Source organism: Streptomyces sp. NPDC090108 (genome assembly GCF_044747185.1).
Lineage (GTDB): Bacteria > Actinomycetota > Actinomycetes > Streptomycetales > Streptomycetaceae > Streptomyces.
Window position 1 is genome coordinate 911,909 of record NZ_JBIVDQ010000001.1, and the last position, 24,089, is coordinate 935,997.

A 24,089-nucleotide genomic window follows, 5' to 3' on the forward strand; every position below is an offset into this window, starting at 1 on the left:
CGACCGTATGGTGGGGGGGGCCCACCCGGGGGGGGGGGCCCCGGGGGGCCGCCCCCCGGCCCCCCCCCGGCCGGGGGGGGGGGGGCGGCCCCCCCCCCCCCCCGGGCGCCCCCCCCCCCCGCCGCGGGGGCCGGACCGGACGGTCCGACGGCGTTCGGCCGTCGTGGTCCGGCTTCCCCGCGGAGCTCTTCGCAGGCACGCGCGGCCCGGGCGCCCCGCCCCCGGCGCCTCGGGGTCGTGCCGCGGGCCCGGGTGTCGCGGGCTTCGAGCCGCGACTGATCGGGCGCCGTGGCCGCGCTCTGCCGACAGATGCCCTGCCGCGGGTCCCCCACGCCGTACGGGTGGTCCGGTGGACCGGGCGGCGGAGAGGGCGTCAGGGCTGGGCGCTCGGGCGGTACGGGCGGTACGGGCCGTTCGTGCCACGGCATGAGGAGAGCGGTGGAGGCGATCGGGGCCTGGGGCGAACTCCCACGACGCGCACGGCGGCTGCGGCGTCACGGCGTACCCGGCGGCTACGACGTCCACGGCGTCACGGCGCATGCGGAGCCTCGGCGCGCACGGCGTCACGGCATTGCAGCGTCACAGCGTCACAGCTGTGACAGCGTCACGGCGTACACGGAGCGACGGCGTGCACGGCGTGGAAGCGCGGCCTTCGCCGCAGGTGCCGTGGTGCGCCGCACGGTGTCGCGCCGGTGCCGGAAGGCGTGCCGGTGCCGGGGCAGGCGTGCGGAGGAGGAGGTCAGCCGGGGAAGACGGGGATGTCCCGGTGCCGTTCCCGGGTGCGGGTCGCGTCGGCGCGCGCGGCGCCGGCGGACACGAGCCGAACGGACGCCCGCGCGGCCGGGGACAGCGCCTGCGCGTCACCGTGCCGGGAACTGCCGCCGTCGGCCGCCTGCTTGCCGGGCACACCGGCCGGGTCCCCGCCGGAACCGGGACATCCGGGCAGGCCTGCGGACGCACCGGTGCGGTGGGCGCGGCGGACGAGGGGGTGGGCAAGTGCCTCCGCGACGAGCGGACGGTGCGACGCCCGCGCCCGGAACGGCCCGTAGGGGGCCGGAGCGGGTACCGGCGCGGAACCGGCCGCCGCCGTACCGTCCCCGGCACGCGCCGCGTCACGCCGCTCGGTACCGAGACCGCCGGCCGGGGCCGGGGCGGGGTGCTGGGCGTGAGTCGCCGGATCCTGGTGCCCCCGCGCGGGTCCGGGAACGACCGGCGCGGGCAGCGGCCGTACGGGCGGCCGCGACGGCTCCGGCCCCCGGGGAAGTCCCGGCAGCGCCGGTCCGGGAAGAGGTGACGGCGGCCGCACCTTCACCCCGGTCGCGTCGAGCACCCGCGACGCGGTGTCCCGCAGGGTCCGTACGGGAGCCAGGACCCGCTCGGCAGCCGGCCGGACGGACTGCACGACCCGTCCGGTCACCGGCCGGACGGGCGCGAGCACACCACCGACGACGGACCGCCCGGAGGCGGCGGCGTGCCCGGAACCGGGATGGCCGGTCACCGGCCGCGGCGCGGTCACAGGCGCCCCGGACGTCACCGGCACCACGGAGGCGGCGGAGGCGACGGAGACCGGGGGCGCGCCCTCGGCCGCGTGCGCCCGCTCCCCGCCGAGCACGGCGAGCAGGAACAGTCCGCCGACCAGCAGGACCAGGTGCAGCGCACGCCTCACCGCCGCCGTACGCGGCAGGCGCACGACGGTACCGGGGAAGGCGGCTGACAGGGCCAAGAGGGGACGGATCCTCCCGTACGACGGAACGGTGCCCGCGGCACAGCGCGGGCGGCGATGATCCTCGCACGCCCTGCCGGAGTCCACGCAAGCCCCCGAGGCCCCGAAGGACCGTCATGCCCCTTTCCTGGCGGTTCCGTTCGGTGTCACACCGTGTCCGGCACCGGCAGCGGCCGCTTCTCGATCGCCGCCGCCATCACCTCGGGGAACAGGTCCGGCGTGCAGGCGAACGCCGGTGCCCCGAGCGCGGCGAGCGCGGCCGCGTGCTCCCGGTCGTACGCGGGCGCACCCTCGTCCGACAGCGCGAGCAGTGTCACGAACTGCACCCCGGACGCCTTCATCGCCGCGACCCGCTTGAGCATCTCGTGGCGTATACCGCCCTCGTACAGGTCGCTGATCAGCACCACGACCGTCTCGGCGGGCCGGGTGATCCTCGACTGGCAGTAGGCCAGCGCCCGGTTGATGTCCGTGCCGCCGCCCAGCTGGGTGCCGAAGAGGACGTCGACCGGGTCGTCCAGCTGGTCGGTGAGATCGACGACCGCCGTGTCGAAGACGACCAGACGGGTGCTGATCGAGCGCATGGAGGCGAGCACCGCCCCGAACACGGACGCGTAGACCACGGACGCCGCCATCGAACCGGACTGGTCGACGCAGAGGACGACCTCCTTCTTCACCGACCGCGCGGCCCGCCCGTATCCGACGAGCCGCTCCGGTACGACCGTGCCGTACTCGGGCAGGTAGTGCTTGAGGTTGGCCGCGACGGTGCGGTTCCAGTCGATGTCGTGGTGGCGCGGCCGGCTGATCCGGGCACTGCGGTCGAGCGCGCCGGTGAGCGTGGCCCGCGTGCGCGTGGCGAGCCGCTTCTCCAGGTCCTCCACCACCTTGCGTACGACCGCCCGCGCCGACTCCTTCGCCGTCTCCGGCATCGCCTTGCTGAGCGAGAGCAGCGTGCCGACCAGGTGCACGTCGGCCTCCACCGCCTCCAGCATCTCCGGTTCCAGCAGCAGCGCGGCGAGCCCGAGCCGGTCGATGGCGTCACGCTGCATGACCTGGACGACGGAGGAGGGGAAGTAGGCGCGGATGTCCCCGAGCCAGCGGGCCACGGACGGCGCGGACGCGCCGAGCCCCGCCGAACGCTCCCTCCCCGTACGCCCCCTGTCCCCGCCGTCCCCCCTGTCCCGCCGGCCGTACAGCGCGGCCAGTGCTCCGTCCATCGCCGCGTCCCGGCCCGACAGCACGCATCCGGTGCCGTCCGCCTGGTCCCCGCCGAGCACCAGCCGCCAGCGCCGCAGGCGCTCGTGCGCGGGGTCACCGGCGGTGGTGTCGGCGGTTGTGCCGACACCGTCCCCGCCCGTGCTCCCGCCCGCGGCGCCGGCAAGGGTGCCGGCAGTGGTGTCAGCAGTGGTGCCGGTGTCCCCGGCCCTCGGCGTCGTCGTCATGCTCCCACTCCCACCAGGCCGTTGCCGTCCATCGGTTCCCGCTCTCCCGGCCCGTCGTCCAGGCCGAGCAGCAGCCGCAGGACGGGCAGCACCGCGTCCGCGCGCTCATGGTCCGGTTCCGCCGCGAAGCCCGGCAGCCCGGTGTCGCCCGCCGCGCTGCCGGTCCCGGCTCCCGGGCCCCGCCGCACCAGCTCGCCGAGCGTCCTGCGCACCCCGGGTTCGTAGTCGGCGAAGGTGCGCCGGAGCAGCGGCAGGACGTCGGTGAAGGCCGTCGCGGGCACCGCGGTGAGCCAGGCGTCGACCAGGCCGAGCAGCCGTTCGTCGTGCACCAGCAGCATCCCGCCGCCGTCCCCCGCGAAGCCCTCGATCCAGGCGGCGGCATCGGCGGGCGGGGTCCCCGGCGACAGCACCAGCCCCATCAGCCGGGCCGCCTCCTCGGCACCCAGCGCACCCTCGTCCAGCAGCAGCCGTACAGCCCGACCCCTGAGGACCCCGGGCACGGTGTCCCGCAGCGACAGCGCACGCAGAACCGACCGCCAGCGCCCCCGCAGCCCGTCATGCCCACGCCCCGGCACGCCCGCCCCGGTCCCGGCGCCCTGCGCATCCGGCGACGGAGCGAGGTCCGCGGCGCCCGGCGCGTCCAGCGGCCCCCCGTTCCCGGACGCCGGGCCGGGCACGGTCTCCGCCAGGAGGCTCACGGCGGTGTGCACGGCGTCCACATGACCCCGCATCTGCGCCGCCGCGTCCGCGTCCAGCAGGGCGCAGGCGGGCGGCAGTCCGACGAAGATCCGCTCGGCGAGGCCCGCCGCGACGCCGGCCAGCGCTTCGGTGCCGGTACCGCGCACGTCGCCGTAGCGCAGCGAGCGGACCAGGGCGGGCAGCGCCTGGGCGAGGTGCCCCACGTCCGTGTCCAGGGCGGCCCGGTCGGCGAGCGCCCGCATCACCGCGGGCAGCGCGTCCGGCAGCCCGGCGAGCAGGCACCGCTCGGCGAGCGCGGTGACGTCGGCGAGGGCCGCCGCGCCGGTCGCCTCCGCCTCGGCCCTGGCCGTCGCAGCGGCGAGCACGGTCGTCCCCCACACGCCCGCCTCGGCCACCCGCACCGACAGCTCCGGCTCCCAGCACAGCCGCCACGTCTCCCGGAAGGTGCCCGTACCCGCCCGTGACCGCGTGGGTTCGCCCCAGCCGACACCCAGCAGCCGCAGCCGGTGCAGCAGCCTGCCGCGGGCGGCGTCGGTGTCCTTGCGCAGATCCAGGTCCAGCTCCCGCTCCAGCGCCTCGGGCTTGAGCCGCAGCCTGCGCTGCTCCCGGGCCAGGTCGCGCTGCAACGGCACCGCCGGCGCGGCCTCGGGCACCTCCCCGAGCGCGTCGCCGACCACCAGCCGGTCGTACACCAGGGAGAGCGGGACGTCGGAGCCGTCGCACATCACCGCGCGCACGGCGTCGGTGGTCTCCGTCAGGCCCGGCAGCGGCCGTCCGCGCATGGCCGCCAGGGTCTCCGCGAGCCGCACCGCCTCGATGACGTGCGCGGAGGAGACCACCCGGTCCTCCTCGCGCAGCAGCCGCGCCACCTCGGTCAGCCACCGCTCGACCGGCCGGTCCGCCGCCCGGAACAGATGGCCGTACCAGCCCGGTGAGTCGATCCCCGCGCCGTAGCCACTCGACCGGGCGAGTCTGCGGTGCGTCCAGGGCACCCAGGTCAGCTCGGCCTTGACCTTGGGGAGCCCCTTGAGGAGCGCCCGGTCCGCGGTCACGGTGGCCTTCTCGCGCAGCGCGGGCACGTGCCACGCCCCGCAGACCACGACCACGGCGTCACCGAACTCCCGCCGCGCGGCGCGCACCCGGAGCCGCATGTGGGCCTCGCGCACCAGGTCGCGTGGCCGGCCGCCGGCCCCGTACCGCTCGCGCAGGGCCCCCATCGCCTCCTCCAGCGCGGCGAACGGAGCGAAGGGGTCCCGCTCCCCCGCGCCCCGGTGCTCCACGACGTCCTCCCACCAGCGCTCGGGGTCGTCGTGTCCGGCGGCCTGCGCGAGCACGGCGAGCGGGTCGACGCGCAGGGCGTCCCCGGCGCCCGGGCTCCCCGCGGCCCCGGACCCGCCGTCAGGCGCGTCGCCCTGTCCGGTACCGGTTACGCCGGCAGCCCCCTCCTCGTCCCCCTGCCGCTCCTGCCCCGCGTCTCCCTCTTCTCCCCCTGCGCCCTCTTCGCCCTCCCACGCCAGCGTGTGCGCGGCGGGCAGGTCGATGAAGCGGACCGGGACCTCGTGGTCGAGGGCCCAGCGGATCGCCACCCACTCGGGGCTGAAGTCGGCGAACGGCCAGAACGCGCAGCGGCCGGGCTCGTCGACGGCGTGCGCGAGCAGGGCGACCGGGGGCCGCATCTCAGGGTCGGCGGCCAGGGCGACCAGCGGGTCGGCCTCCGGCGGGCCCTCGATCAGGACGGCAGCGGGCCGGGCGGCCTCCAGGGCGGCCCGCACCGCCCGCGCGGAGCCGGGCCCGTGGTGCCGGACGCCGAGCAGGAGGGGGCCGGAGCCGGGAGCCGACGCCCGCGGGGAGTCGTCGCTCACACGCTCACCTCCCGGCAGGCCCGGTAGAAGTCCGTCCAGCCGTCGCGCTCGCGGACGACGGTCTCCAGGTACTCCTGCCAGATCACCCGGTCGGCCGCCGGGTCCCGGACGACGGCGCCGAGGAGGCCGGCCGCGACGTCCCCGGCGCGCAGCACGCCGTCACCGAAGTGGGCGGCGAGAGCGAGCCCGTTGGTGACGACGGAGATCGCCTCGGCGGTGGACAGGGTGCCGCTCGGCGACTTGAGCTTCGTCCGGCCGTCCGCCGTGAGTCCGTCGCGCAGCTCGCGGAAGACGGTGACGACCCGGCGGATCTCGTCCAGGCCGTCGGGCGCGGCCGGCAGGTCCAGGGAGCGGCCGAGCTGCTCGACGCGGCGCGTGACGATGTCGACCTCCGCCTCGGCGCTCGCGGGCAGCGGCAGCACCACGGTGTTGAAGCGGCGGCGCAGCGCGCTGGAGAGGTCGTTGACCCCCCGGTCGCGGTCGTTGGCGGTGGCGATGAGGTTGAAGCCGCGCACGGCCTGCGTCTCCTCGCCCAGTTCCGGTATCGGCAGGGTCTTCTCGGACAGGATCGTGATCAGTGTGTCCTGGACGTCGGCCGGGATACGGGTCAGTTCCTCGACGCGCGCGGTCATCCCCTCGGCCATGGCACGCATGACGGGGCTGGGCACGAGGGCGTCGCGGCTGGGGCCGTGCGCGAGGAGTTGCGCGTAGTTCCAGCCGTAGCGGACGGCCTCCTCCGGGGTCCCCGCGGTGCCCTGCACCAGCAGGGTCGAGTCACCGCTCACGGCGGCCGCGAGATGCTCCGACACCCAGGTCTTGGCCGTGCCCGGCACGCCGAGCAGGAGCAGGGCGCGGTCGGTGGCGAGGGTGGTGACGGCGACCTCGACGATACGGCGCGGGCCGACGTACTTGGGTGTGATCACCGTGCCGTCCGGCAGGGTCCCGCCGAGCAGATACGTCGCCACCGCCCACGGCGACAGCCGCCAGCGGGCCGGGCGCGGGCGGTCGTCCTGGGCGGCCAGCGCGGCGAGTTCGTCCGCGAAGGCGTGTTCGGCGTGCGGACGCAACGCCTGCGGCGGGTGGTTCGGGTTCGGTTCGGCGGTCGTCGGTTCCACGGACACAGTCATGGCTGAGGCCCCCTCCAGCTCGGCCGGCGGTCATCTGGCTCCACGGTGCACCACCCCACTGACAATCGCTCTGACCTGCACGGATGTTGGCGCACGGCCGATTGTCAGTGGGGAGGTCTACCGTCGTTCGCATGACTCAGCAGGGGGTGCGCCCGTCCGCTGATCAGGTGCTGGCACTGGCGCCTGACGCCGCGTCGCGCAAAGCGGGAAGCAAACTGGGGGCGGCCGGGCCGTGGTCCGGGGCGGGCAGTGGTGAGGAGGGGGCGGTATGGGGGCTGTGCAAGGGCAGTGGAAGCAGGCCGTACCAGACGGTGGTGGACCTCGCGGACGCCACCGCGCCCGCCTACAAGTGCAGTTGTCCGAGCCGTAAGTTCCCGTGCAAGCACGCGCTCGGACTGCTGCTGCTGTGGGCGGCCGGGGACGACGTGGTGCCCGTGGCGGCCGATCCGCCGGACTGGGCCGGCCGGTGGCTCGCGGGCAGACGCGGCGCCGCGGCGAAGAAGGCGGCGGCCGCGGGGGGTTCCGCCGCGCCCGCCGATCCGGAGGCCGCGCGACGGCGTGCGGAGCGGCGCGCGGGTCGGGTCACCGCGGGCGCGACCGAGCTGGAGCAGCGCCTGAGCGACCTGCTGCGCGGCGGACTGGCCTCGGCCGAACAGACGGGGTACGCGCTGTGGGAGGAGACGGCGGCCCGCATGGTCGACGCCCAGGCTCCCGGTCTGGCCGCCCGGGTCAGGGAACTGGGGGCGATCCCGGCGTCCGGGCCGGGCTGGCCGGCCCGCCTGCTGGAGGAGTGCGCGTTGCTGCACCTCCTCGACCAGGGCTGGCTGCACCGCGACCGGCTGCCCGGTCCGCTCGCCGCCACCGTCCGCTCCCGGCTCGGCCTGCCCGCCCCGGCGGACGGCCCGCCGGTGCGCGACCGCTGGCTGGTCCTCGCCCAGTACGACACGGCCGACCCGAGACTGACGACCCGTCGCATCTGGCTGCACGGCGTCGAGTCGGGCCACACCCGCCTGCTTCTCTCCTACGGCGCCGCGGGCCGCGCACCCGATCTGTCGCTCCCGGTCGGCCTCGCCCTGGACGCGGATCTCGCCCTGCTCCCGGGCACCGCGGGCCTGCGGGCCGCCCTGGGCGAGCAGTACGCCCCGCCCGCCCCCGTCCAGGACCGTCCGCCGGGCCTGACGGCCGTCCAGGCGGCCGCCCGGTACGGCGAGGCCCTGCGCGAGGACCCGTGGCTGGAGTCGGTGCCGGTCACCCTGGAGGCGGTCGTCCCCGTGCCCGGCGACGCCCCGGGCTCCTGGCACCTGGCCGACGCGGCGGCCGGCTCCGCCCTTCCCCTCACCGCCGCCGCCGGCGCCCGCCCGGGCCTGTGGCGTCTGGTCGCCCTCGCGGGCGGCGCCCCGGTCCGGGTCTTCGGCGAGTGCGGTCACCGGGGCTTCACCCCGCTGACGGCGTGGCCGGCGGCCGCGGGCGACCCGGTGACGCTGTGCTGACCTCGGCGGCCGCCCGCGGAACACCGGGAGGAACGGCGGGCGGACACCAGGGGCACAGGGGCGGAGCGGACACCGGGGACACGTGGACGGAAGGGAACCTCATGGACGGGAGCGCGACCTCGATGCCTGACACCTCAACCCCGCCCGTCGCCGCCACCGCCGCAACCGGTACCGGTACGGACGCCGGCACAGGTACCGGTCCAGGTGGCGGCGCCGGACACGGAGCCGTCGGGGCACTCCCCTCCTGGGAGGACCTGGTCACCACCGCGCTCCTGGGCACCGACCGGCGCCCCCCGCCGGCCACGGCACCCGGCCGTGAGGCTCCCGCGCACCTGCTGGACACCGCCGCCATGGCGACCGTACGGCGCCGGGCCGGACTGCGGGCCGGGCCGGCGGTGCGGCGCCCGGAGCCCGCACCGGCGGATCCGCGTCCGGCGCTGCCCCCCGCGGCGGCGCGCAGGCTCACCCTGCTGCTGGCCGACCGCACCGGCGGTCCGGGCGGCGGGCGCCGGGGCAACGCACCCGATCTCATGGAACTACTGCCGCAGTGGCTGGCCGCCGCCGACGCTCATGGGTACGCGGCACCTCCGCAGAGCCTGCCCGCGCTGCTGGACGCGGCCCGGGGCCGTACGGACCTGCGGCCCGCGGCGCTGGCGTTCGCGGGACCGCGCGGGCTGTGGCTGGCGCGGCTGAACCCGGACTGGAGGTTCGCCCGGCGGACGGCGCCGGGCGGTGGCACGGCGCTGCCCGACCCCGAGGACGCCGAGGCGGTCCGGCAGCTGTGGCAGGAAGGCCTGTTCGCCGAACGGGTCGCGCTGCTGTCTCGGCTGCGCCGCTCCCGTACGGCCGCGCTCGCCCTGGAGTTGCTGACGTCCACCTGGGCGACCGAGCGGGCCGAGGACCGGCTGATGTTCGTCGACTCGCTCCGCACCGGCCTCTCCGCGCGGGACGAGCCTTTCCTGGAGGCGGCGCTGGCCGACCGCAGCCGTAACGTCCGTGCCGCGGCGGCCGAGTTGCTGTCCGCGCTCCCCGGATCGGCGCTCGGCGCGCGGATGGCGGTGCGGGCGGCCTCCTGCGTGGCCGTGGACCACACGGGCGCCACCGCCACGATCGCCGTGGAGCCGCCCCTCGAATGCGACGCCGGAATGGAGCGGGACGGCGTGCCGGCGAGGCCGCCGGCGGGCAGGGGTGAGCGGTCCTGGTGGCTCGGCCGGCTGGTGGAGGCGACGCCCCTCGGCACATGGCCGGAGCGGCTGGGCGGGCGGACACCGCGGCAGATCGTGGAACTGCCCGTCGCGGACGGCTGGCAGGACGAGCTGCACGCCGCCTGGTGCCGGGCCGCGGTGCGGCAGTGGGACGCCGAGTGGTCGCGGGCCCTGCTCGGCGCGCCGTCCGCACCGGAGGCCGGCGGTCCCGGCTCGGTCTCCCTCGCGGAGCGGGCGAAGCTGCTGGCCACGCTGGCACCGGAGGAACGCGCCGCATGGGTCGCGGGGTTCATCGCCACGCACGGACTGTCCGAGGCGTTCCAGCTGCTCGGCGTGTGCGCGCTGCCGTGGCCGCCGGAGCTGGGGCGGGCGGTCGTCGACGCGCTCAACATCGCGCGGGACGCGGGCAGTTACCCGTGGAGCTTCAGCGGGGTGATGGGGCTGGCCGAACGCTGCCTGGACCCGGCGGAGGCCACTCGCCTGAACGCCCTGCTGGCGGTGCCCGACGAGCGGGAGGGCGCCTCGCCGGGGGCGGGCGGCTACTGGGCCGAGGCCTTCCAGCGGCTCGTCACCACACTGCGGCTCCGGGCCACGATGGCCCGGGAACTGATACCTCCGGACACCGGCGGCTCCCCCGGGAAGGGGTGAGCCCGGCCGGCCGCCGCCCGGGGCCCGCCCCGCCCGGCGGCCGGAGGTCTCCGCTCAGCTGCCGGAAGAGGCCGGCTGACGCACGTTCTCGCGGACCCATTCCACGATGGACGTGGTGGTCGCACCCGGCGTGAAGATCTCGGCGACGCCCTTCTCCTTCAGCGGCGCGATGTCCTCCTCCGGGATGATGCCACCGCCGAAGACGAGGATGTCCTCGGCCTCCCGCTCCTTGAGGAGCTCGATGACAGCCGCGAAGAGGGTGTTGTGGGCGCCCGAGAGGATCGAGAGACCGATCGCGTCGGCGTCCTCCTGGATCGCGGTGTCGACGATCTGCTCGGGCGTCTGGTGCAGCCCGGTGTAGATGACCTCCATACCGGCGTCGCGCAGCGCCCGCGCGATGACCTTGGCCCCGCGATCGTGACCGTCGAGCCCCGGCTTGGCCACCACCACGCGGATCGGACCGGCTGCCACACCCATCACTGCCTCCATCAAGCGAGCACGGAAAGCGACTGCTTTTCGTCCGTACCGACAAGTACCGCACACCTGGCACGTTCCGCCACCTGTCGCGAAGTGAACGAACGTTATCTCCAGCATCCCGCAACCGGCAGTTTTACGGTGCGCGGCGAGGGGGAAATCACACGGTGGGACATGAGGGCACGCGGGAGACAGAGCCGCCTCCCGCGCGCCGACAGGAGGTCGGCCAATGAAGGTCACCGGGGTACTGCCACTCTTCCTCCCGATCTGCCGGCGCCTGTGGCCCGGCAGTCTCGCCTCTCTGTCCGTGACGCTGGTGAAGGCCACCGCGCTGGAGGCCGCGATCCTGGCCGGACACCTGCTGCTGTACCCGACCGGCCTCACCCAGGAGCGCCGCCCGTCCGCGCGCCCGGACGAGGAGGGCACCGCCCGGCTTCCCGTGCCACCCGGCCCGCCCGTGGTCCTGCTGCACGGCTTCATCGACAACCGCTCGGTGTTCGTCCTGCTGCGCCGCAGCCTCGCGCAGCACGGCCGCGATCGCGTCGTGTCGCTCAACTACTCTCCGTTGACCTGCGACATACGCACCGCGGCCGAACTGCTGGGCCGGCACGTGGAGGAGATCTGCGCGCGCACCGGCAGCGACCGGGTGGACATCGTGGGACACAGCCTCGGCGGTCTGATCGCCCGCTACTACGCCCAGTGCCTCGGCGGCGACCTGCGGGTACGCACCCTCGTCACGCTGGGCACCCCGCACGCGGGGACCCGGGCGGTCCCGCTGGCCAACGCCCACCCGATCGTCCGGCAGATGCGGCCCGGCTCGCCACTGCTGGAGGAACTGACCCGGCCCGCGCCGGGCTGCCGGACGCGTTTCGTCAGCTTCTGGAGCGACCTGGACTCCGTGATGGACCCGCTGGAAGCGGCGTGCGTCGACCACCCCGACCTGGACGCGCGCAACGTGCGGGTCAGCGGGATCGGCCACCTCGCGCTGCCCGTGCACCCCGCGGTGGCGGCCGGGATACGGGAGGCGCTGGACGAGCCGCACCCCGGGGAGCGGCTCGTCGGCGGTCTCACGGTGGCCTGAGGGAGACCCTGAAGCGGACCCGGGAGGCACGGCGGGACACCCGGAGGACGTGGCAGGCCGTGCCGCGGGGCCCGCTCGACGGTGACGCAGCGTCACCCGATCTCGAACGCTCATCGAACACAGGGCCAAGCTCGCGCCCGCCCTCCCCCGAAACACAGCCGAATGCCCGTTTCCCGCGCACGCGAAACCGGCAGAAGATTGTCGTGCCCGCATACCGCCGGGTACAGTCGCCGCACTGCTCTGGCAGCCCCTGTTGTCGAGGCGAAAGAGAAGTTGGTGAACGACCGTCACCCGTCGGGGACCCTGACCACCCCGGCTCCGGCTTCCGACGCCTCCACGCACTACGCCCCTTACGCTGCACAGGAAGCCGACTACGGCGACCTCACCTCGTACGGCGGTTACGACACCACCGGTTACGACACCACCGGTTTCGCGGCCGGCGCCTACGGCACCGACGCGCACTACGGCGGACTCCCGGGCGGCGAGCAGACCGCCGGCGGCTACGACTCCACGCAGTGGCAGACCGGCACCGGTCATGTCGCGGGCTACGACCCCTACGCGGCCCCGCACCAGACCGCCTACGACCAGACCGCGTACGCCCCGGCCGCCTACGACACCACCGGCTGGACCGTCCCCCCGCAGGCCGCGGGCGACGACGTCAGCGGGCAGTGGGACAGCGGCGCCTGGCTCCAGGCCGGGCAGGCCCCCGTCGCCGATCCGGCCCAGCAGTGGGACTGGGGCACGCAGACCTTCGACACCGGCGCGTACGACGCCACGCACTGGAACTCCGGCGGCACCGGCACCGGGCAGGAGCAGCTCGCCGACCCCGCGACCGGCGTGCCGTACGAGGACGGCAACTCCTACGCGGAGTACGACGAGCACGGTGCCGCGGGCATACACGGCGCGGACCTCGCACCCGACGGGGCCGACGCGCACGGCACGGATCCGTCGCCCGAGGCGAACGACGTACCGGGCGAGGACGGCGAGTGGGGAGCCACGGGTGAACTGCCCGTCGTACCCGACCTGCTGGACGACCAGGAGGAATTCGTCCCGGAGCCCCGCTCGCGCTCCCGGCGCCGTACGCCCGCCAAGCGCTCCGCGCTGCTGACCGTCGCGGTGCCCTCGGTCTGCGTGATGGGGGTCGCCGGGATCGCGGCCGCCTCCGTCGGCGGTCTGTCCGGCGACGACAAGGAGACCACGGCCTCCGCCTCGGACGCCCACGCGGTCGAGCCGTCCGTCGCCAACAGCGAACTGGACACCCAGCTCAAGACCCTCTCCGCCGGCGCCGACGACTTCGCCGACCGGGCGAGCCGCACCCAGGAGCGCATCGACCTCAGGACGCAGGCGGCGCTGGAGAAGAGGAAGGCGGCCGCGGAGGCCGCGCTCAAGGAGCGGCTGCGCCCCAAGTTCGTGCTCCCGGTGACGCAGCACGGGCTCAGCGCCTACTTCGGCCAGGCGGGTGTGAACTGGATGTCCGTGCACACGGGCATCGACTTCCCCGTCTCCTACGGCACCACCGTGATGGCGGCCACCGACGGCGTCGTCACCACGAAGTGGAACAACGCCTACGGCAACATGCTGATCCTGACGGCCAAGGACGGCACCGAGACCTGGTACTGCCACCTCTCGAGCTACCGCGTCTCCTCCGGCACGTCGGTCAAGGCCGGCCAGCCGATCGCCTTCTCCGGGAAGTCGGGCAACTCCACCGGCCCGCACCTGCACTTCGAGGTGCGTCCCGCGGGCGGCGCGGCGGTGGACCCGCTGCCGTGGCTGCGCAGCCACGGACTCGACCCGACCTGATCCCCCCGACGGGACGTGCCCCCACCGCTCCGGTGGGGGCAACCGTGCCGGCCGGGCGCTTTGGCTACAGCTTCTGCACCGGCGCGTAGCGCAGCAGCAGACGCTTCGGCTTGCCGTCCCCGAAGTCGATCGTCGCCTGCGCCTTGTCCTCCGCACCCGCGACCGCGACGACCGTACCGAGCCCGAACTGGTCGTGGGTGACGCGGTCACCGACGGCCAGGGAGGCCACCGGCTTCTCCGAGGTCCGCCGCGTGGCGAAGCCGGACGCCCCGGACGCCGACGAGCGGGAGCGGGAGCGGGACGAGGAGAGCGAGGCCGCGATGCCGGACACGGACCCGGAGGACTTGGGCGCGACCGCTCCCGTCCGCTTCCACTCCAGATGGGTGGCCGGGATCTCCTCCAGGAACCGGGAGGGCGGGTTGTACGACGGCTGGCCCCACGCGCTGCGCAGCGCGGCCCGCGTGAGGTAGAGCCGCTCGCGCGCGCGGGTGATGCCGACGTAGGCCAGGCGGCGCTCCTCCTCCAGCTCCTTGGTCTGGTTGAGGGAGCGCATGTGCGGGAAGACGCCGTCCTCCATGCCGGTCAGGAAGACGACCGGGAACTCCAGGCCCTTGGCGGTGTGCAGGGTCATCAGGGTGATGACGCCGTCGCCGTCCTCATCGTCGGGGATCTGGTCGGAGTCGGCGACCAGGGCCACCTTCTCCAGGAAGTCCGAGAGCGTGCCCTGTTCCTCGCTCTCCTCGCGCTCCTGCTCGAACTCCAGCGCGACGGCGGCGAGTTCCTGGAGGTTCTCGATGCGGGTCTCGTCCTGCGGGTCGGTGGACGCCTGCAACTCGGCCAGGTAGCCGGTGCGTTCGAGGACGGCTTCGAGGACGGTGGCGGGTCCGGCGCCGGACTCCACGATCGTGCGCAGGTCCTCCATCAGCGTGTTGAACCGCTTGACCGCGTTGGTGGAGCGCGCGGCCATGCCGTACGCCTCGTCGACGCGCTTCAGCGCCTGCGGGAAGCTGATCCTCTCGCGCTGGGAGAGGGCGTCGATCATCGCCTCGGCGCGCTCGCCGATGCCCCGCTTGGGGACGTTGAGGATGCGGCGCAGCGGGACCGAGTCCTCGGGGTTGGCGAGGACACGCAGGTAGGCCAGGACGTCCCGGACCTCCTTGCGCTCATAGAAGCGGACACCGCCGACGACCTTGTAGGGCAGGCCGACGCGGATGAAGACCTCTTCGAAGACACGGGACTGGGCGTTGGTGCGGTAGAAGACGGCGACGTCCCCGGCCTTCGCGTCGCCCGCGTCCGTGAGGCGGTCTATCTCGTCGGCCACGAACTGGGCCTCGTCGTGCTCGGTGTCGGCGACGTAGCCGGTGATGCCCGCGCCCTGTCCGGCGTTGGTCCACAGGTTCTTGGGGCGGCGGGACTCGTTGCGCTCGATGACCGCGTTGGCGGCGGTGAGGATGGTCTGCGTGGAGCGGTAGTTCTGCTCCAGCAGGATCGTCGTCGCGTTCGGGTAGTCCTCCTCGAACTGAAGGATGTTGCGGATGGTCGCGCCGCGGAAGGCGTAGATCGACTGGTCCGCGTCACCCACGACGCACAGCTCGGCGGGCGGGAGGTCCGCCTCGGCGTGCGGCATCCCGTTGTCCCCGGCGGCGGGCACGCCGGAGCCGACCAGTTCGCGCACGAGGGCGTACTGGGCGTGGTTGGTGTCCTGGTACTCGTCGACCAGGACGTGGCGGAAGCGGCGGCGGTAGTGCTCGGCGACGTCCGGGAAGGCGCGCAGCAGGTTGACCGTGGTCATGATCAGGTCGTCGAAGTCGAGCGCGTTGGCCTCGCGCAGGCGCGACTGGTAGAGCGCGTAGGCCTGGGCGAGGGTCTTCTCGAAGCCGTCGGCGGCCTGGGTGGCGAAGTCCTCCTCGTCGATCAGCTCGTTCTTCAGGTTGCTGATCTTGGCGCTGAAGGCCTTCGGAGGGAAGCGCTTGGGGTCGAGGTCCAGGTCGCGGCAGACCAGGGCCATCAGGCGCTTGCTGTCGGCGGCGTCGTAGATCGAGAACGACGAGGTGAAGCCGAGCCGCTTCGACTCGCGCCGCAGGATGCGCACGCACGCGCTGTGGAAGGTCATGACCCACATGGCGTTCGCGCGCGGCCCGACGAGCTGCTCGACGCGCTCCTTCATCTCGCCCGCGGCCTTGTTGGTGAAGGTGATCGCGAGGATCTGCCCCGGGTGCACATGCCGCTCGCCCAGCAGGTGGGCGATGCGGTGGGTGAGCACACGGGTCTTGCCCGAGCCGGCGCCGGCGACGATGAGCAGGGGCGAGCCGGCGTGGACGACCGCCGCACGCTGGTTCTCGTTCAGCCCGTCGAGGAGGGCCGCCGCGTCGAGCGCGGGGCGCGGGGCGCCGTCGCGGTAGTGGGCGTCCCGGTCCGGCGGCAGGTCGAACTTCCCGCCGAACAGATCGTCCGGAAGCGGCTCCGGAGCGTGATCGTCCTCGGGCGGCGGCGGGAGTTCCTCGTCGCGGCCGCGAGGGGCCTGGAGGTCCGCCAGGAAGCTGTCGTCAAAGAGGCTGCTCATCGCTCTACGAGTCTAGGGCGCCGCACCGACAACCGGCCGCCACCCCGGGAACATGGCCGGTTCCGCGCAGAGTTGATCAACCCGCCGCGCGGGCCCGCGTACCCCTCACCCTGCGGAATCATCCCGTCACGAGCATGTGATCTCGCCCTCAGGTCACGAAAATGTATCGGACATATGGCACAGCAACCTTCACACGAGACACACGAGTTGGCTAAGTTGCGAGCAGGCCGCACGACCCCTTCCGGCGAACGTCGCCGGGCCGCGCGGCCTCCGCCGAGTCCCGTACGCCCCGCAGGGCAGCCGGAGCCGGGGACCCACACCGATCTGGGGTGAATCGGCCCACATCCCGCTGGGAGAAGGCCGTAGGGCAACCCTTCCGAACCACCCGCCCGAACCCGACAGCTAACCCGGTAGGCGGCACGTTGGAAGGAGTCGCCTCCCTTGGCGTCGCACCGCAAGCCGCACCCCGCGGGCACGAACGGAACCGGTCTCCGTGCCCCCGCCCTCGCCACCGCGGCACTCACCTCCGTGGCCGTCCTGTCCCAGACGGCCGAGCCCGCCGCGGCCGCCGCCGACGGCAGGCCGAGCGCGGAGGAGATCGAGAGGAAGATCGACGACTTCTACCGCAGGGCGGAGTCGGCGTCCGAACGCCAGGAGGACGGCAAGGACCGGCCCGCCCGGGAGCGCGGCGGACGGGAGTGGGGCGCCAGGCAGCGCGCCCGGACCGACTCCCCGCAGCAGGAGAGCCCCGCGGCGCAGGAGAGCCCGCAGGACCACCCCCAGGACTACTTCCACCAGAGCCGCCTCATGGACCGGCTGGCCTCCACCGTGCGCAAGCGGCAGGAGAACGCGCGGAACACGCCGGCGCCGCAGGCATCACAGGTGCCTCAGGCATCGCAGGTGCCTCAGATGTCTCAGGCGCCTCAGGTGTCCCAGGCTCTGTACGCACCGCATCCTGCTCCCGGCACGCCGGCCGTCCAGGAGCCGCACGCCGGCCCGGCCGCAGCGGCGGCGACCGCACAGGTGAACGCGCCGATGGCGCCTCCGGCGGCGGCTCCGGCGGCCGCTCCCGTCGTGGAGACGGCGGCCCCGTCCGCGTACGACCCGAGCGCCGCCAAGAACGCCGTCCAGCGCAAGCTCCTCTCCGCGCGCGGGCTGCTCAGCGGGTTCACGGCCGCCGGCCCGGAGCAGGCGCCCCCCACCGCATGGCAGGACAGCGCCCAGGAGCCCGCCGCTCAACCCGCCGCCGTCGCCGCAGCCGTACCCCCCGCCGTCGCGCCCGCGTCCGCGTGGACCAAGGCGGAGAAGGCGGTCGCGTTCGCGCGCGCCCAGATCGGCAAGCCGTACGTCTGGGGTGCGAGCGGGCCCGGCTCGTACGACTGCTCCGGTCTCACCCAGGCCGCCTGGAAGGCCGCGGGCGTCACCATCCCGCGCGGCCTGCACGAACAGGCCGCCGCGGGCACTCCGGTCCCCGTCGCCGACGCCCGCGCGGGCGATCTGGTCTTCCTCCACGACGACGGCAGCCACGTGGGGCTCTGCCTGGGGGACGGGATGATGATCCACGCCCCGCGTCCGGGCGAGTACGTCCAGGAGGCCCCGGTCCGGTACGACCCCGGCACGGTCGTCCACAGCGTCGTACGCCCGGCCTGACCGGCCTGACCGGCGTGGCCGTCGGCCGTGCCGGCACCGGCCTGCACGGCCGGGCCGGCACGGGCCCGCGCTACGTCACGTCCACAGCACGGCGATGAAGATGTTGGCCACGGTCAGCGCGCCGACCAGCCCGAAGAGGCGCTTGTCGACCTGTTCGTCGTCGCGCTTCACGTAGACCAGCCCGAGGATCACGATCAGCAGGGCGAGCTTCACGCCGATCTTGATGGAGTTGACGTGGTGCCCCTGGGCCTCGTTGAGGCCGACCAGGATCACGCCCGTGACCAGCATGGTGAACGCGCCGTGCAGCATTCCCGGGACGAAGCGGGCCGTGCCCCGGCCCATCGCCTTCATCTGGGTGAGGAAGCCGCCGAGCAGCGCGGCGATGCCGATGATGTGCAGGCCGACGAAGAGATGGATGAGTACGTCCATGACTCCGGAGCCTAGTCAGATATGTGCGCTCCGCCCGTCATCGGCCCCCCGACACCACACCGGTGGACCGTGCATATATGCGCCGCATAGCACCCCACGCCTCACTCGTCCCCGCATTCGGCGCATCGATCACCACGCTGTGTGAAGACGACGACTCCTCTCCGGCAATCCGCTCACATACGGTCACACCTCGGTCCGTCGGAACCAGTTCCGTACACCGCGTTACCGACCTGTCACCAACGGGCCTAGCGTCCTCCCCCAGGTGACCGGCTCCCCACCGCCGCCCCGACCAGGGCGGCCGTCGGCCACCACCGCCGAGGAGGTCCGGCGGCGGCCCGACCCCCTGTGCGGGCGGCCGCCGGACGCGCAGACCCCCAGGTCGTCCGGGCCTCGGCCGGACGAGCCCTACGGAAGGACGTGACTGTCCAGGTGGCAGCGCACCGCAAGTCCCGACAGCGCTCGCTCAGCGGCAACACGGCGCGAACGGCCGCCACCCTCGCCCTCGCGGGCGCGGCCACCGCGACGGCCTTCGACGGCACGGCCCACGCCGCGCCGCAGCTGACCCCGGCACAGGTGAAGGCCAAGGTCGACAAGCTCTACCAGGAGGCGGAGACGGCCACCCAGAAGTACGACGGGGCGAAGGAGAAGGCGAACGCCACCCAGCGGCGCCTGAACACGCTGCACGACCAGACCGCCCGCAAGCAGGCGAAGCTCAACGCGGCCCGGGAGGCCCTGGGCTCGTACGCGGCGGCCCAGTACCGCGACGGCGGCTTCTCCCCCGCCTGGCAGCTCGCGCTCTCCCGCGACCCCGACCGCTACCTGGACGGCGCCGCGTTCGCCGAACGGGCCGGCGCGCGGCAGGCAAGCACGGTCAGCCTGGTCCGCCGGCAGCTGCGCGAGATCGAGCAGCTGCGCGGCGCCGCGCGCATCGACCTGTCGTCGCTGCGGTCACGCCAGAACGAGCTGCGACGGCAGAAGACGACCGTCACCACGAAGCTGGACGAGGCGCGCAGGCTGCTCGCCCGGCTCACCCCGGTGCAGCGCACCGAGGTCACGGCCGACGCCCCGGTGGCGGACCACGTCTCCCGCTCGGCCGTGGACGTCCGGGTCCCCCTGAAGGCGAGCGGGTCCGCCGCGGTGAACGCCACGGCGCACGGCGCGCCGGCGGGCACCAACTCCAGAGCGGCGGCAGCCGTGGCCTACGCCTACACGAAGCTCGGCAGCCCTTATGTCTGGGGTGCGACCGGCCCCAGCGCCTTCGACTGCTCCGGCCTGATCCAGGCCGCCTACCGCTCGGCCGGGGTCTCCCTGCCCCGCACCACCTACGCCCAGATCAACGCCGGCCGGCGCGTCTCCCGCGCCCAACTCCAGCCGGGCGACCTGGTGTTCTTCTACTCCGGCATCAGCCACGTGGGTATCTACGTCGGCAACGGGAAGATGATCCACGCCCCGAACCCCTCGGCCCCGGTCCGTGTCGCCCCGATCGACCAGATGCCGTTCGCGGGAGCCACGCGGGTGGCGTGAGGCGCCTCCCCCCTGAGTCCCGTCCGGCCGGACCCCTCGGGGACGACTACCCAGGCCCTGCGACGCCAGGCCCTGCGACCCCAGGCTCCGCGGCTCAGGGCCGACCGCTCAGGTCCGGCCGCTCAAGTCCGGCCGCTCAAGTCGGGCGGCTCAGACCAGGCGCCGTGCCGTCGCCCAGCGGGTCAGCTCGTGCCGGTTGGACAGCTGGAGCTTCCTGAGCACCGCGGAGACATGGGACTCGACCGTCTTGACGGAGATGTACAGCTGCTTGGCGATCTCCTTGTACGCGTAGCCGCGGGCGATCAGGCGGAGCACCTCGCGTTCGCGCTGGGTGAGGCGGTCGAGGTCCTCGTCGACCGGCGGGGCGTCGGTGGAGGCGAAGGCGTCCAGGACGAACCCGGCCAGACGCGGGGAGAACACGGCGTCGCCCTCCTGGACCCGGAAGACGGAAGCGACGAGATCGGCACCGGTGATGGTCTTGGTGACATAGCCGCGGGCGCCGCCCCGGATCACGCCGATCACGTCCTCCGCCGCGTCGGACACGGACAGCGCGAGGAAGCGCACGGGCCGCTCGGGATCCGCCATCAACGCAGCGCACCGGCGCAGCACTTCGACTCCGCCGCCGCCGGGCAGGTGGACGTCGAGCAGGACCACCTCGGGCCGGGTCTCGGTGATGACCGTGACCGCCTGATCGACGTCGGGGGCCTCGCCGACCACCTCCACACCGGTCTGCTCGGTCCGGCCGATCTCGGCCTGGACACCGGTGCGGAACATGCGGTGGTCGTCGACGAGCACCACACGGACATGGCGCCCGTCCGGGCCGCCGCCGGCGCCACGCCCGGACTCGGACACCTCCGCCGCCCCCGCCGTGCCGTTCGTCTCGGTCGCGTCGCTCATGCCGTCCTCTCCGCCCTCTCCATCTCCAGCTCGACCTCGGTGCCGCCGCCCGGCACCGGCCTGAGCCGGGCCGTGCCGCCGTTGCGTTCCATCCGGCCGATGATCGATTCTCTGACGCCCATACGGTCCGCGGGTATCGACTCCGGGTCGAAGCCCGGTCCGCGATCGCGGACGGACACGAAGACCGTCCTGCCCTCGACTTCGGCGTACACCTGCACGGCGCCGCCCTCGCCACCGTACTTGGCGGCGTTCACCATCGCCTCACGCGCGGCCTGCATCTGCGCGGTGGTCCTCTCGTCGAGGGGGCAGTCGCCGACCACGACGACCTCGATGGGCACACCGTGCTTGTCCTCGACCTCGGCGGCGTTGCGCCGCACCGCCTCGGCGACGGTGTCCGGCTCGTCGGCCTCGTCCTTGCCGGTGCCCTCGGGTTTGTACAGCCAGGTGCGCAGGTCGCGTTCCTGGGCGCGGGCCAGGCGCCGGACCTCGTTCGCGTTGTCGGCGTTGCGCTGGATCAGGGTGAGCGTGTGCAGCACGGAGTCGTGGACGTGCGCGGCGACCTCGGCGCGTTCCTGGGCGCGGATGCGCATGAGGCGTTCCTGGGACAGGTCCTGTGTCACGCGGACGAGATAGGGGCCGGCGAGCAGGGTGATCCCGACGAGGACGGCGAGCGCGGCCTGGAGGACCGCGCCGAGGTGGGCCGCCGAGCCCTGCATGACGAACATGGCGGAGACACCGGCCGTCACGAGCAGGACGCCCACGCCCGCCCGCAGCAGCGTGAGGGTGCGCCGGCGGCTGCCGACCTCGACCCAGCGGGCCCGCCGGGCGTTGTCCGCCTGCCGCCAGACGAGGGCGACACCCGCCGCGACGAGCACGGCGGGCAGCAGATAGGCCTTGGCGCCCTTGGTCAGGTTGACGCTGCTCACGAAGACCATGGACACGATGACCATGAGGAGCAGGGCGACCATCTGCCCCTTGTCCGGCTTGCGGGCCACCAGTCGCCGGCGCCCGTCCGGCGAGGCCTCGGTGCCCACCAGCGAGGGCGGCTTGTGACCGGCGACGCCGCCGACACCGAGCGGGACGAAGAACCAGAACGCGGCGTACAGCAGCGCGCCGAGCCCGTTGGCCATGAACAGGCCGACGAAGGCGAGCCGCACCCACACCACGGGCAGCCCGAGGTGCCCGGCGAGGCCCCGCGCCACTCCTCCGAGCCAGCGGCCGTCACCGCTGCGGTAGAGCTTGCGCGGCGGCCGCGGGTCGTCGAGTGGCAGGCTTGCGGCTTCCGGCATGCCATCGATGGTCACACGACGGCGGGGGCGGAGCATCAGGGTCGGCCCCCTAGAGTCCCCTGATCTTCATGGGGGTTCCCCCGATACCCGGCCGGACCGTCCGGAAGAGGCGGGCCGACCGGGATCGAACATGTCCCCGCCCTGTCTCAGGGCCGATTTCAGGGTTCGGCCAGGGTTGTCCCGACTGCCGTCGCGGCGAACGGGCCGTCACCATGGACGCATGACGGATCACGAGCACGCCGCGACGGGTCCGGGACCCGGCTCCGGCCCGCGCCCGGCCTCGGGTACCGGACCGACGGATGCCGCGCCCGCCGCGACGGGACGGACGGAGCGGTCCGGCCGGCCGGAAGAGCCGGGACGGGCGGAGAACGACAGCGCCGCTCCCGGCGCGAACGCGGGCGCGGGTGCAGGCACCGATGCGGGTGCGGGCGCAGACACGGGCGCAGGCACGGGCACGGGCACAGGCGCAGGCGCAGGCGCAGACATGGGCGCGGGCGCGGGCAAAGAGGAGGGTGGCTCCGATCGGGACCACCCCGCGGACACTCATGGATTCCGGCGCGACCGCCGGCACAAGATGATCGCGGGCGTGTGCTCCGGGCTCGGACGGCACACCGACATGGACCCGGTGATCTTCCGGATCACCCTGGCCGTGCTGGCCGCGACCGGCGGCATCGGCCTGATCTTCTACGGCTTCGCCTGGCTCCTCGTGCCGTACGAGGACGAGGAGGAGAACGAGATCCGCAAGCTCCTCACGGGCCGGGTCGACGGCCAGGCCCTGGCCGGTGTGCTGTTCGCCCTGGTGGGCTGCGGGGTGGTGCTGACCACGCTCAGGAACGGCGCGGTCCTGACCTTCGCCGTCGTGCTCTCGCTGCTTCTGGCCGGTGCCGGTTACTGGTCGCGGCACCGGGACACCCCCGACCCGTCCCCCAGTGCCGGTCCGCACCCGACCCGGGGACACCCCATAGCCGCGCAGGCGGCCGCGGACGCGCCGCCGGAGGCGCAGGCGCCGCCGGTCTCCACGGCCTACCCGTCGTGGTGGCGGGACCCGGTCGTCAAGGCGGGCTCCCATGCCGGGGGTACCGGATACCTGTGGGGCCCCGGCGACGCCCGGGACCGCGAAGCCGCCCCGGCCGTGGACGTCGGCATCCCCCTCCCCTGGCTCCACCACGGTTCGCTCCGCATACCGCGGCCCGCGGCTCCGGGACAGCGCGCTCCGCGTGGCGCGCGTGGTCCGCGCTGGATCGGCGGCTGGGTGTTCCTGCTGGCCCTGCTGGCGGGCGGCCTCGCCGGCGGGCTGACCCAGCGAACGGGTCAGCCGGTCGCCGGCCTCCAGACCGGTCTGGCGTGCTCCCTCGCGGTGCTGGGCCTGGGCATCGCGGTCAGCTCGTGCCTCGGACGCACGGGAGCCGGCACCTTCTTCCTCGCGCTGGTGACAGCCGCCCTGCTCGCCGGGATCTCCACACTGCCCAGGGACACCACGACCAGATGGACGGAGACGTCCTGGACACCGGCCGCGGCGGCGGACGTCCGCTCCGGCTACGACCTGGGCGCCGGTGTCGGCACCCTCGACCTCAGACACGTGCGACCGGCCAAGGGACAGACCCTGACCACCCGGGCCGAGGTGGGGGCGGGCCGCCTGAAGGTGGTTCTGCCGGCCGACGCGACGGCGCGGATCAGCATCGATGTGGGCCTGGGCGATGTCCGGCTGCCCGGGGAGAACGGCAAGGACGTGGACGTGGAGCCCGGCAGGCACAAGGACCTGACCCTGGCTCCGGTCATCGGCGACAAGGACGCGGGCACGTGGAAGATCGAGCTCCAGGTGGGCGTCGGACAGGTGGAGGTGAGCCGTGCTGCGTCATGAGGTCCAGCCGGGAAGGCTGGTCGGCGGTCTGTTCCTGGCGGCCACGGGCGTGATCTTCGCCGGGGACGCGAGCGGCTGGTGGGAGACACCCTGGTTCGCGGTGATCCCCCTCGTCGTGGGCGGCTTGTGCCTGGCCGGTGTAGCGGCGGCCGGCGCCCGCTCCCTGCGGGGAAGGGGACGCCGTGGCGCGAAGACCGCCGAGGGCCTGTCTCCTGGACCGGACCGGCCACGGGCCGCCGGGTCACCCGACGGACCCTGGCAGGAGCGGCCGTAGGAGCGGGCTGCTGGAGGCCACGCGCTCCGGAGGCCACGGGACCTGGCTGCCGCC

17 protein-coding genes and 1 riboswitch are annotated in these 24,089 nt (G+C 74.2%); of the genes, 8 read left to right on the top strand and 9 right to left on the bottom strand.

Features of this window, described 5'->3' with window-relative positions; all coding sequences use genetic code 11:
* Positions 1-739: 739 nt before the first annotated feature.
* The 4 genes from ACIPRD_RS04005 to ACIPRD_RS04020 form a co-directional block, all read right to left on the bottom strand.
* The gene (locus ACIPRD_RS04005) at positions 740-1,723 is read right to left on the bottom strand and encodes a hypothetical protein (RefSeq protein WP_401559642.1); all 984 of its coding nucleotides are present in this window, start codon (positions 1,721-1,723) and stop codon (positions 740-742) included.
* Positions 1,724-1,869: 146 nt separating this feature from the next.
* Complete coding sequence (locus tag ACIPRD_RS04010; RefSeq protein ID WP_401559645.1) at positions 1,870-3,162, bottom strand: VWA domain-containing protein; 1,293 nt, start codon at positions 3,160-3,162, stop codon at positions 1,870-1,872.
* Entirely contained in the window at positions 3,159-5,723 is a 2,565-nt protein-coding gene (locus ACIPRD_RS04015) for a DUF5682 family protein (RefSeq protein ID WP_401559648.1), read from the bottom strand. The genes ACIPRD_RS04010 and ACIPRD_RS04015 overlap by 4 nt, the downstream gene beginning before the upstream one ends.
* Positions 5,720-6,850: an AAA family ATPase gene (locus tag ACIPRD_RS04020; protein ID WP_401559651.1), complete on the bottom strand. Its 1,131-nt coding sequence runs from the start codon at positions 6,848-6,850 to the stop codon at positions 5,720-5,722. Before ACIPRD_RS04020 ends, ACIPRD_RS04015 begins: the two co-directional genes overlap by 4 nt.
* A 131-nt stretch (positions 6,851-6,981) precedes the next feature.
* On the opposite strand from ACIPRD_RS04020, the gene ACIPRD_RS04025 reads away from it, so the two are divergent.
* On the top strand, positions 6,982-8,340 hold the full coding sequence (locus tag ACIPRD_RS04025) for an SWIM zinc finger family protein (protein WP_401559654.1): 1,359 nt from the start codon (positions 6,982-6,984) through the stop codon (positions 8,338-8,340).
* Between the two features lie 122 nt (positions 8,341-8,462).
* Positions 8,463-10,193, top strand: coding sequence for a DUF5691 domain-containing protein (locus ACIPRD_RS04030; RefSeq protein ID WP_401559656.1), 1,731 nt, complete (start codon positions 8,463-8,465; stop codon positions 10,191-10,193).
* A gap of 54 nt (positions 10,194-10,247) precedes the next feature.
* On the opposite strand, the gene ACIPRD_RS04035 is transcribed toward ACIPRD_RS04030, so the two are convergent.
* Positions 10,248-10,670 (bottom strand): cobalamin B12-binding domain-containing protein, encoded by a 423-nt coding sequence (locus ACIPRD_RS04035; protein ID WP_356400758.1) that lies wholly within the window; start codon positions 10,668-10,670, stop codon positions 10,248-10,250.
* A gap of 226 nt (positions 10,671-10,896) precedes the next feature.
* On the opposite strand from ACIPRD_RS04035, the gene ACIPRD_RS04040 reads away from it, so the two are divergent.
* Together ACIPRD_RS04040 and ACIPRD_RS04045 are read left to right on the top strand one after the other, a co-directional pair.
* On the top strand, positions 10,897-11,748 hold the full coding sequence (locus ACIPRD_RS04040) for an esterase/lipase family protein (protein ID WP_401559659.1): 852 nt from the start codon (positions 10,897-10,899) through the stop codon (positions 11,746-11,748).
* Between the two features lie 162 nt (positions 11,749-11,910).
* Positions 11,911-13,548, top strand: a complete 1,638-nt coding sequence (locus ACIPRD_RS04045; RefSeq protein ID WP_401559661.1) for a M23 family metallopeptidase — start codon at positions 11,911-11,913, stop codon at positions 13,546-13,548.
* 64 nt (positions 13,549-13,612) lie between these two features.
* On the opposite strand, the gene pcrA is transcribed toward ACIPRD_RS04045, so the two are convergent.
* Positions 13,613-16,111 carry a DNA helicase PcrA gene (gene pcrA / locus ACIPRD_RS04050; protein ID WP_401559663.1) on the bottom strand — a complete coding sequence of 833 codons (2,499 nt, stop codon included), beginning with the start codon at positions 16,109-16,111 and terminating at the stop codon, positions 13,613-13,615.
* Between the two features lie 261 nt (positions 16,112-16,372).
* A riboswitch (cyclic di-AMP (ydaO/yuaA leader) is annotated at positions 16,373-16,545 on the top strand.
* A gap of 7 nt (positions 16,546-16,552) precedes the next feature.
* On the opposite strand from pcrA, the gene ACIPRD_RS04055 reads away from it, so the two are divergent.
* Positions 16,553-17,761 carry a C40 family peptidase gene (locus tag ACIPRD_RS04055; protein WP_401559666.1) on the top strand — a complete coding sequence of 403 codons (1,209 nt, stop codon included), beginning with the start codon at positions 16,553-16,555 and terminating at the stop codon, positions 17,759-17,761.
* A 75-nt stretch (positions 17,762-17,836) separates the two neighbouring features.
* Here ACIPRD_RS04055 and ACIPRD_RS04060 read toward each other — a convergent pair whose 3' ends face one another.
* Entirely contained in the window at positions 17,837-18,190 is a 354-nt protein-coding gene (locus ACIPRD_RS04060; protein ID WP_356400768.1) for a hypothetical protein, read from the bottom strand.
* 429 nt (positions 18,191-18,619) lie between these two features.
* Here ACIPRD_RS04060 and ACIPRD_RS04065 point away from each other — a divergent pair, with 429 nt between their 5' ends.
* Positions 18,620-19,714 (top strand): NlpC/P60 family protein, encoded by a 1,095-nt coding sequence (locus ACIPRD_RS04065; RefSeq protein WP_401560052.1) that lies wholly within the window; start codon positions 18,620-18,622, stop codon positions 19,712-19,714.
* Between the two features lie 150 nt (positions 19,715-19,864).
* Here the strand turns inward: ACIPRD_RS04065 and ACIPRD_RS04070 are convergent, their stop codons facing one another.
* Together ACIPRD_RS04070 and ACIPRD_RS04075 are read right to left on the bottom strand one after the other, a co-directional pair.
* Complete coding sequence (locus ACIPRD_RS04070) at positions 19,865-20,611, bottom strand: response regulator transcription factor (protein ID WP_356400770.1); 747 nt, start codon at positions 20,609-20,611, stop codon at positions 19,865-19,867.
* Entirely contained in the window at positions 20,608-21,900 is a 1,293-nt protein-coding gene (locus ACIPRD_RS04075; protein WP_356400772.1) for a PspC domain-containing protein, read from the bottom strand. The genes ACIPRD_RS04070 and ACIPRD_RS04075 overlap by 4 nt, the downstream gene beginning before the upstream one ends.
* Positions 21,901-22,120: 220 nt before the next feature.
* On the opposite strand from ACIPRD_RS04075, the gene ACIPRD_RS04080 reads away from it, so the two are divergent.
* The gene (locus ACIPRD_RS04080) at positions 22,121-23,761 is read left to right on the top strand and encodes a PspC domain-containing protein (protein WP_401559670.1); all 1,641 of its coding nucleotides are present in this window, start codon (positions 22,121-22,123) and stop codon (positions 23,759-23,761) included.
* Positions 23,748-24,035: a hypothetical protein gene (locus tag ACIPRD_RS04085; RefSeq protein WP_356400777.1), complete on the top strand. Its 288-nt coding sequence runs from the start codon at positions 23,748-23,750 to the stop codon at positions 24,033-24,035. Before ACIPRD_RS04080 ends, ACIPRD_RS04085 begins: the two co-directional genes overlap by 14 nt.
* Positions 24,036-24,089 lie beyond the last annotated feature (54 nt).

Excerpts from the sequence above, each read along its gene's own strand:
- ACIPRD_RS04010 (WP_401559645.1), bottom strand. The coding sequence starts at position 3,162 with ATGACGACGACGCCGAGGGCCGGGGACACCGGCACCACTGCTGACACC.
- ACIPRD_RS04020 (WP_401559651.1), bottom strand. The coding sequence starts at position 6,850 with ATGACTGTGTCCGTGGAACCGACGACCGCCGAACCGAACCCGAACCAC.
- ACIPRD_RS04025 (WP_401559654.1), top strand. The coding sequence starts at position 6,982 with ATGACTCAGCAGGGGGTGCGCCCGTCCGCTGATCAGGTGCTGGCACTG.
- ACIPRD_RS04030 (WP_401559656.1), top strand. The coding sequence starts at position 8,463 with ATGCCTGACACCTCAACCCCGCCCGTCGCCGCCACCGCCGCAACCGGT.
- ACIPRD_RS04035 (WP_356400758.1), bottom strand. The coding sequence starts at position 10,670 with ATGGGTGTGGCAGCCGGTCCGATCCGCGTGGTGGTGGCCAAGCCGGGG.
- ACIPRD_RS04040 (WP_401559659.1), top strand. The coding sequence starts at position 10,897 with ATGAAGGTCACCGGGGTACTGCCACTCTTCCTCCCGATCTGCCGGCGC.
- ACIPRD_RS04045 (WP_401559661.1), top strand. The coding sequence starts at position 11,911 with ATGCCCGTTTCCCGCGCACGCGAAACCGGCAGAAGATTGTCGTGCCCG.
- pcrA (WP_401559663.1), bottom strand. The coding sequence starts at position 16,111 with ATGAGCAGCCTCTTTGACGACAGCTTCCTGGCGGACCTCCAGGCCCCT.
- ACIPRD_RS04060 (WP_356400768.1), bottom strand. The coding sequence starts at position 18,190 with ATGGACGTACTCATCCATCTCTTCGTCGGCCTGCACATCATCGGCATC.
- ACIPRD_RS04070 (WP_356400770.1), bottom strand. The coding sequence starts at position 20,611 with ATGAGCGACGCGACCGAGACGAACGGCACGGCGGGGGCGGCGGAGGTG.
- ACIPRD_RS04075 (WP_356400772.1), bottom strand. The coding sequence starts at position 21,900 with ATGCCGGAAGCCGCAAGCCTGCCACTCGACGACCCGCGGCCGCCGCGC.
- ACIPRD_RS04080 (WP_401559670.1), top strand. The coding sequence starts at position 22,121 with ATGACGGATCACGAGCACGCCGCGACGGGTCCGGGACCCGGCTCCGGC.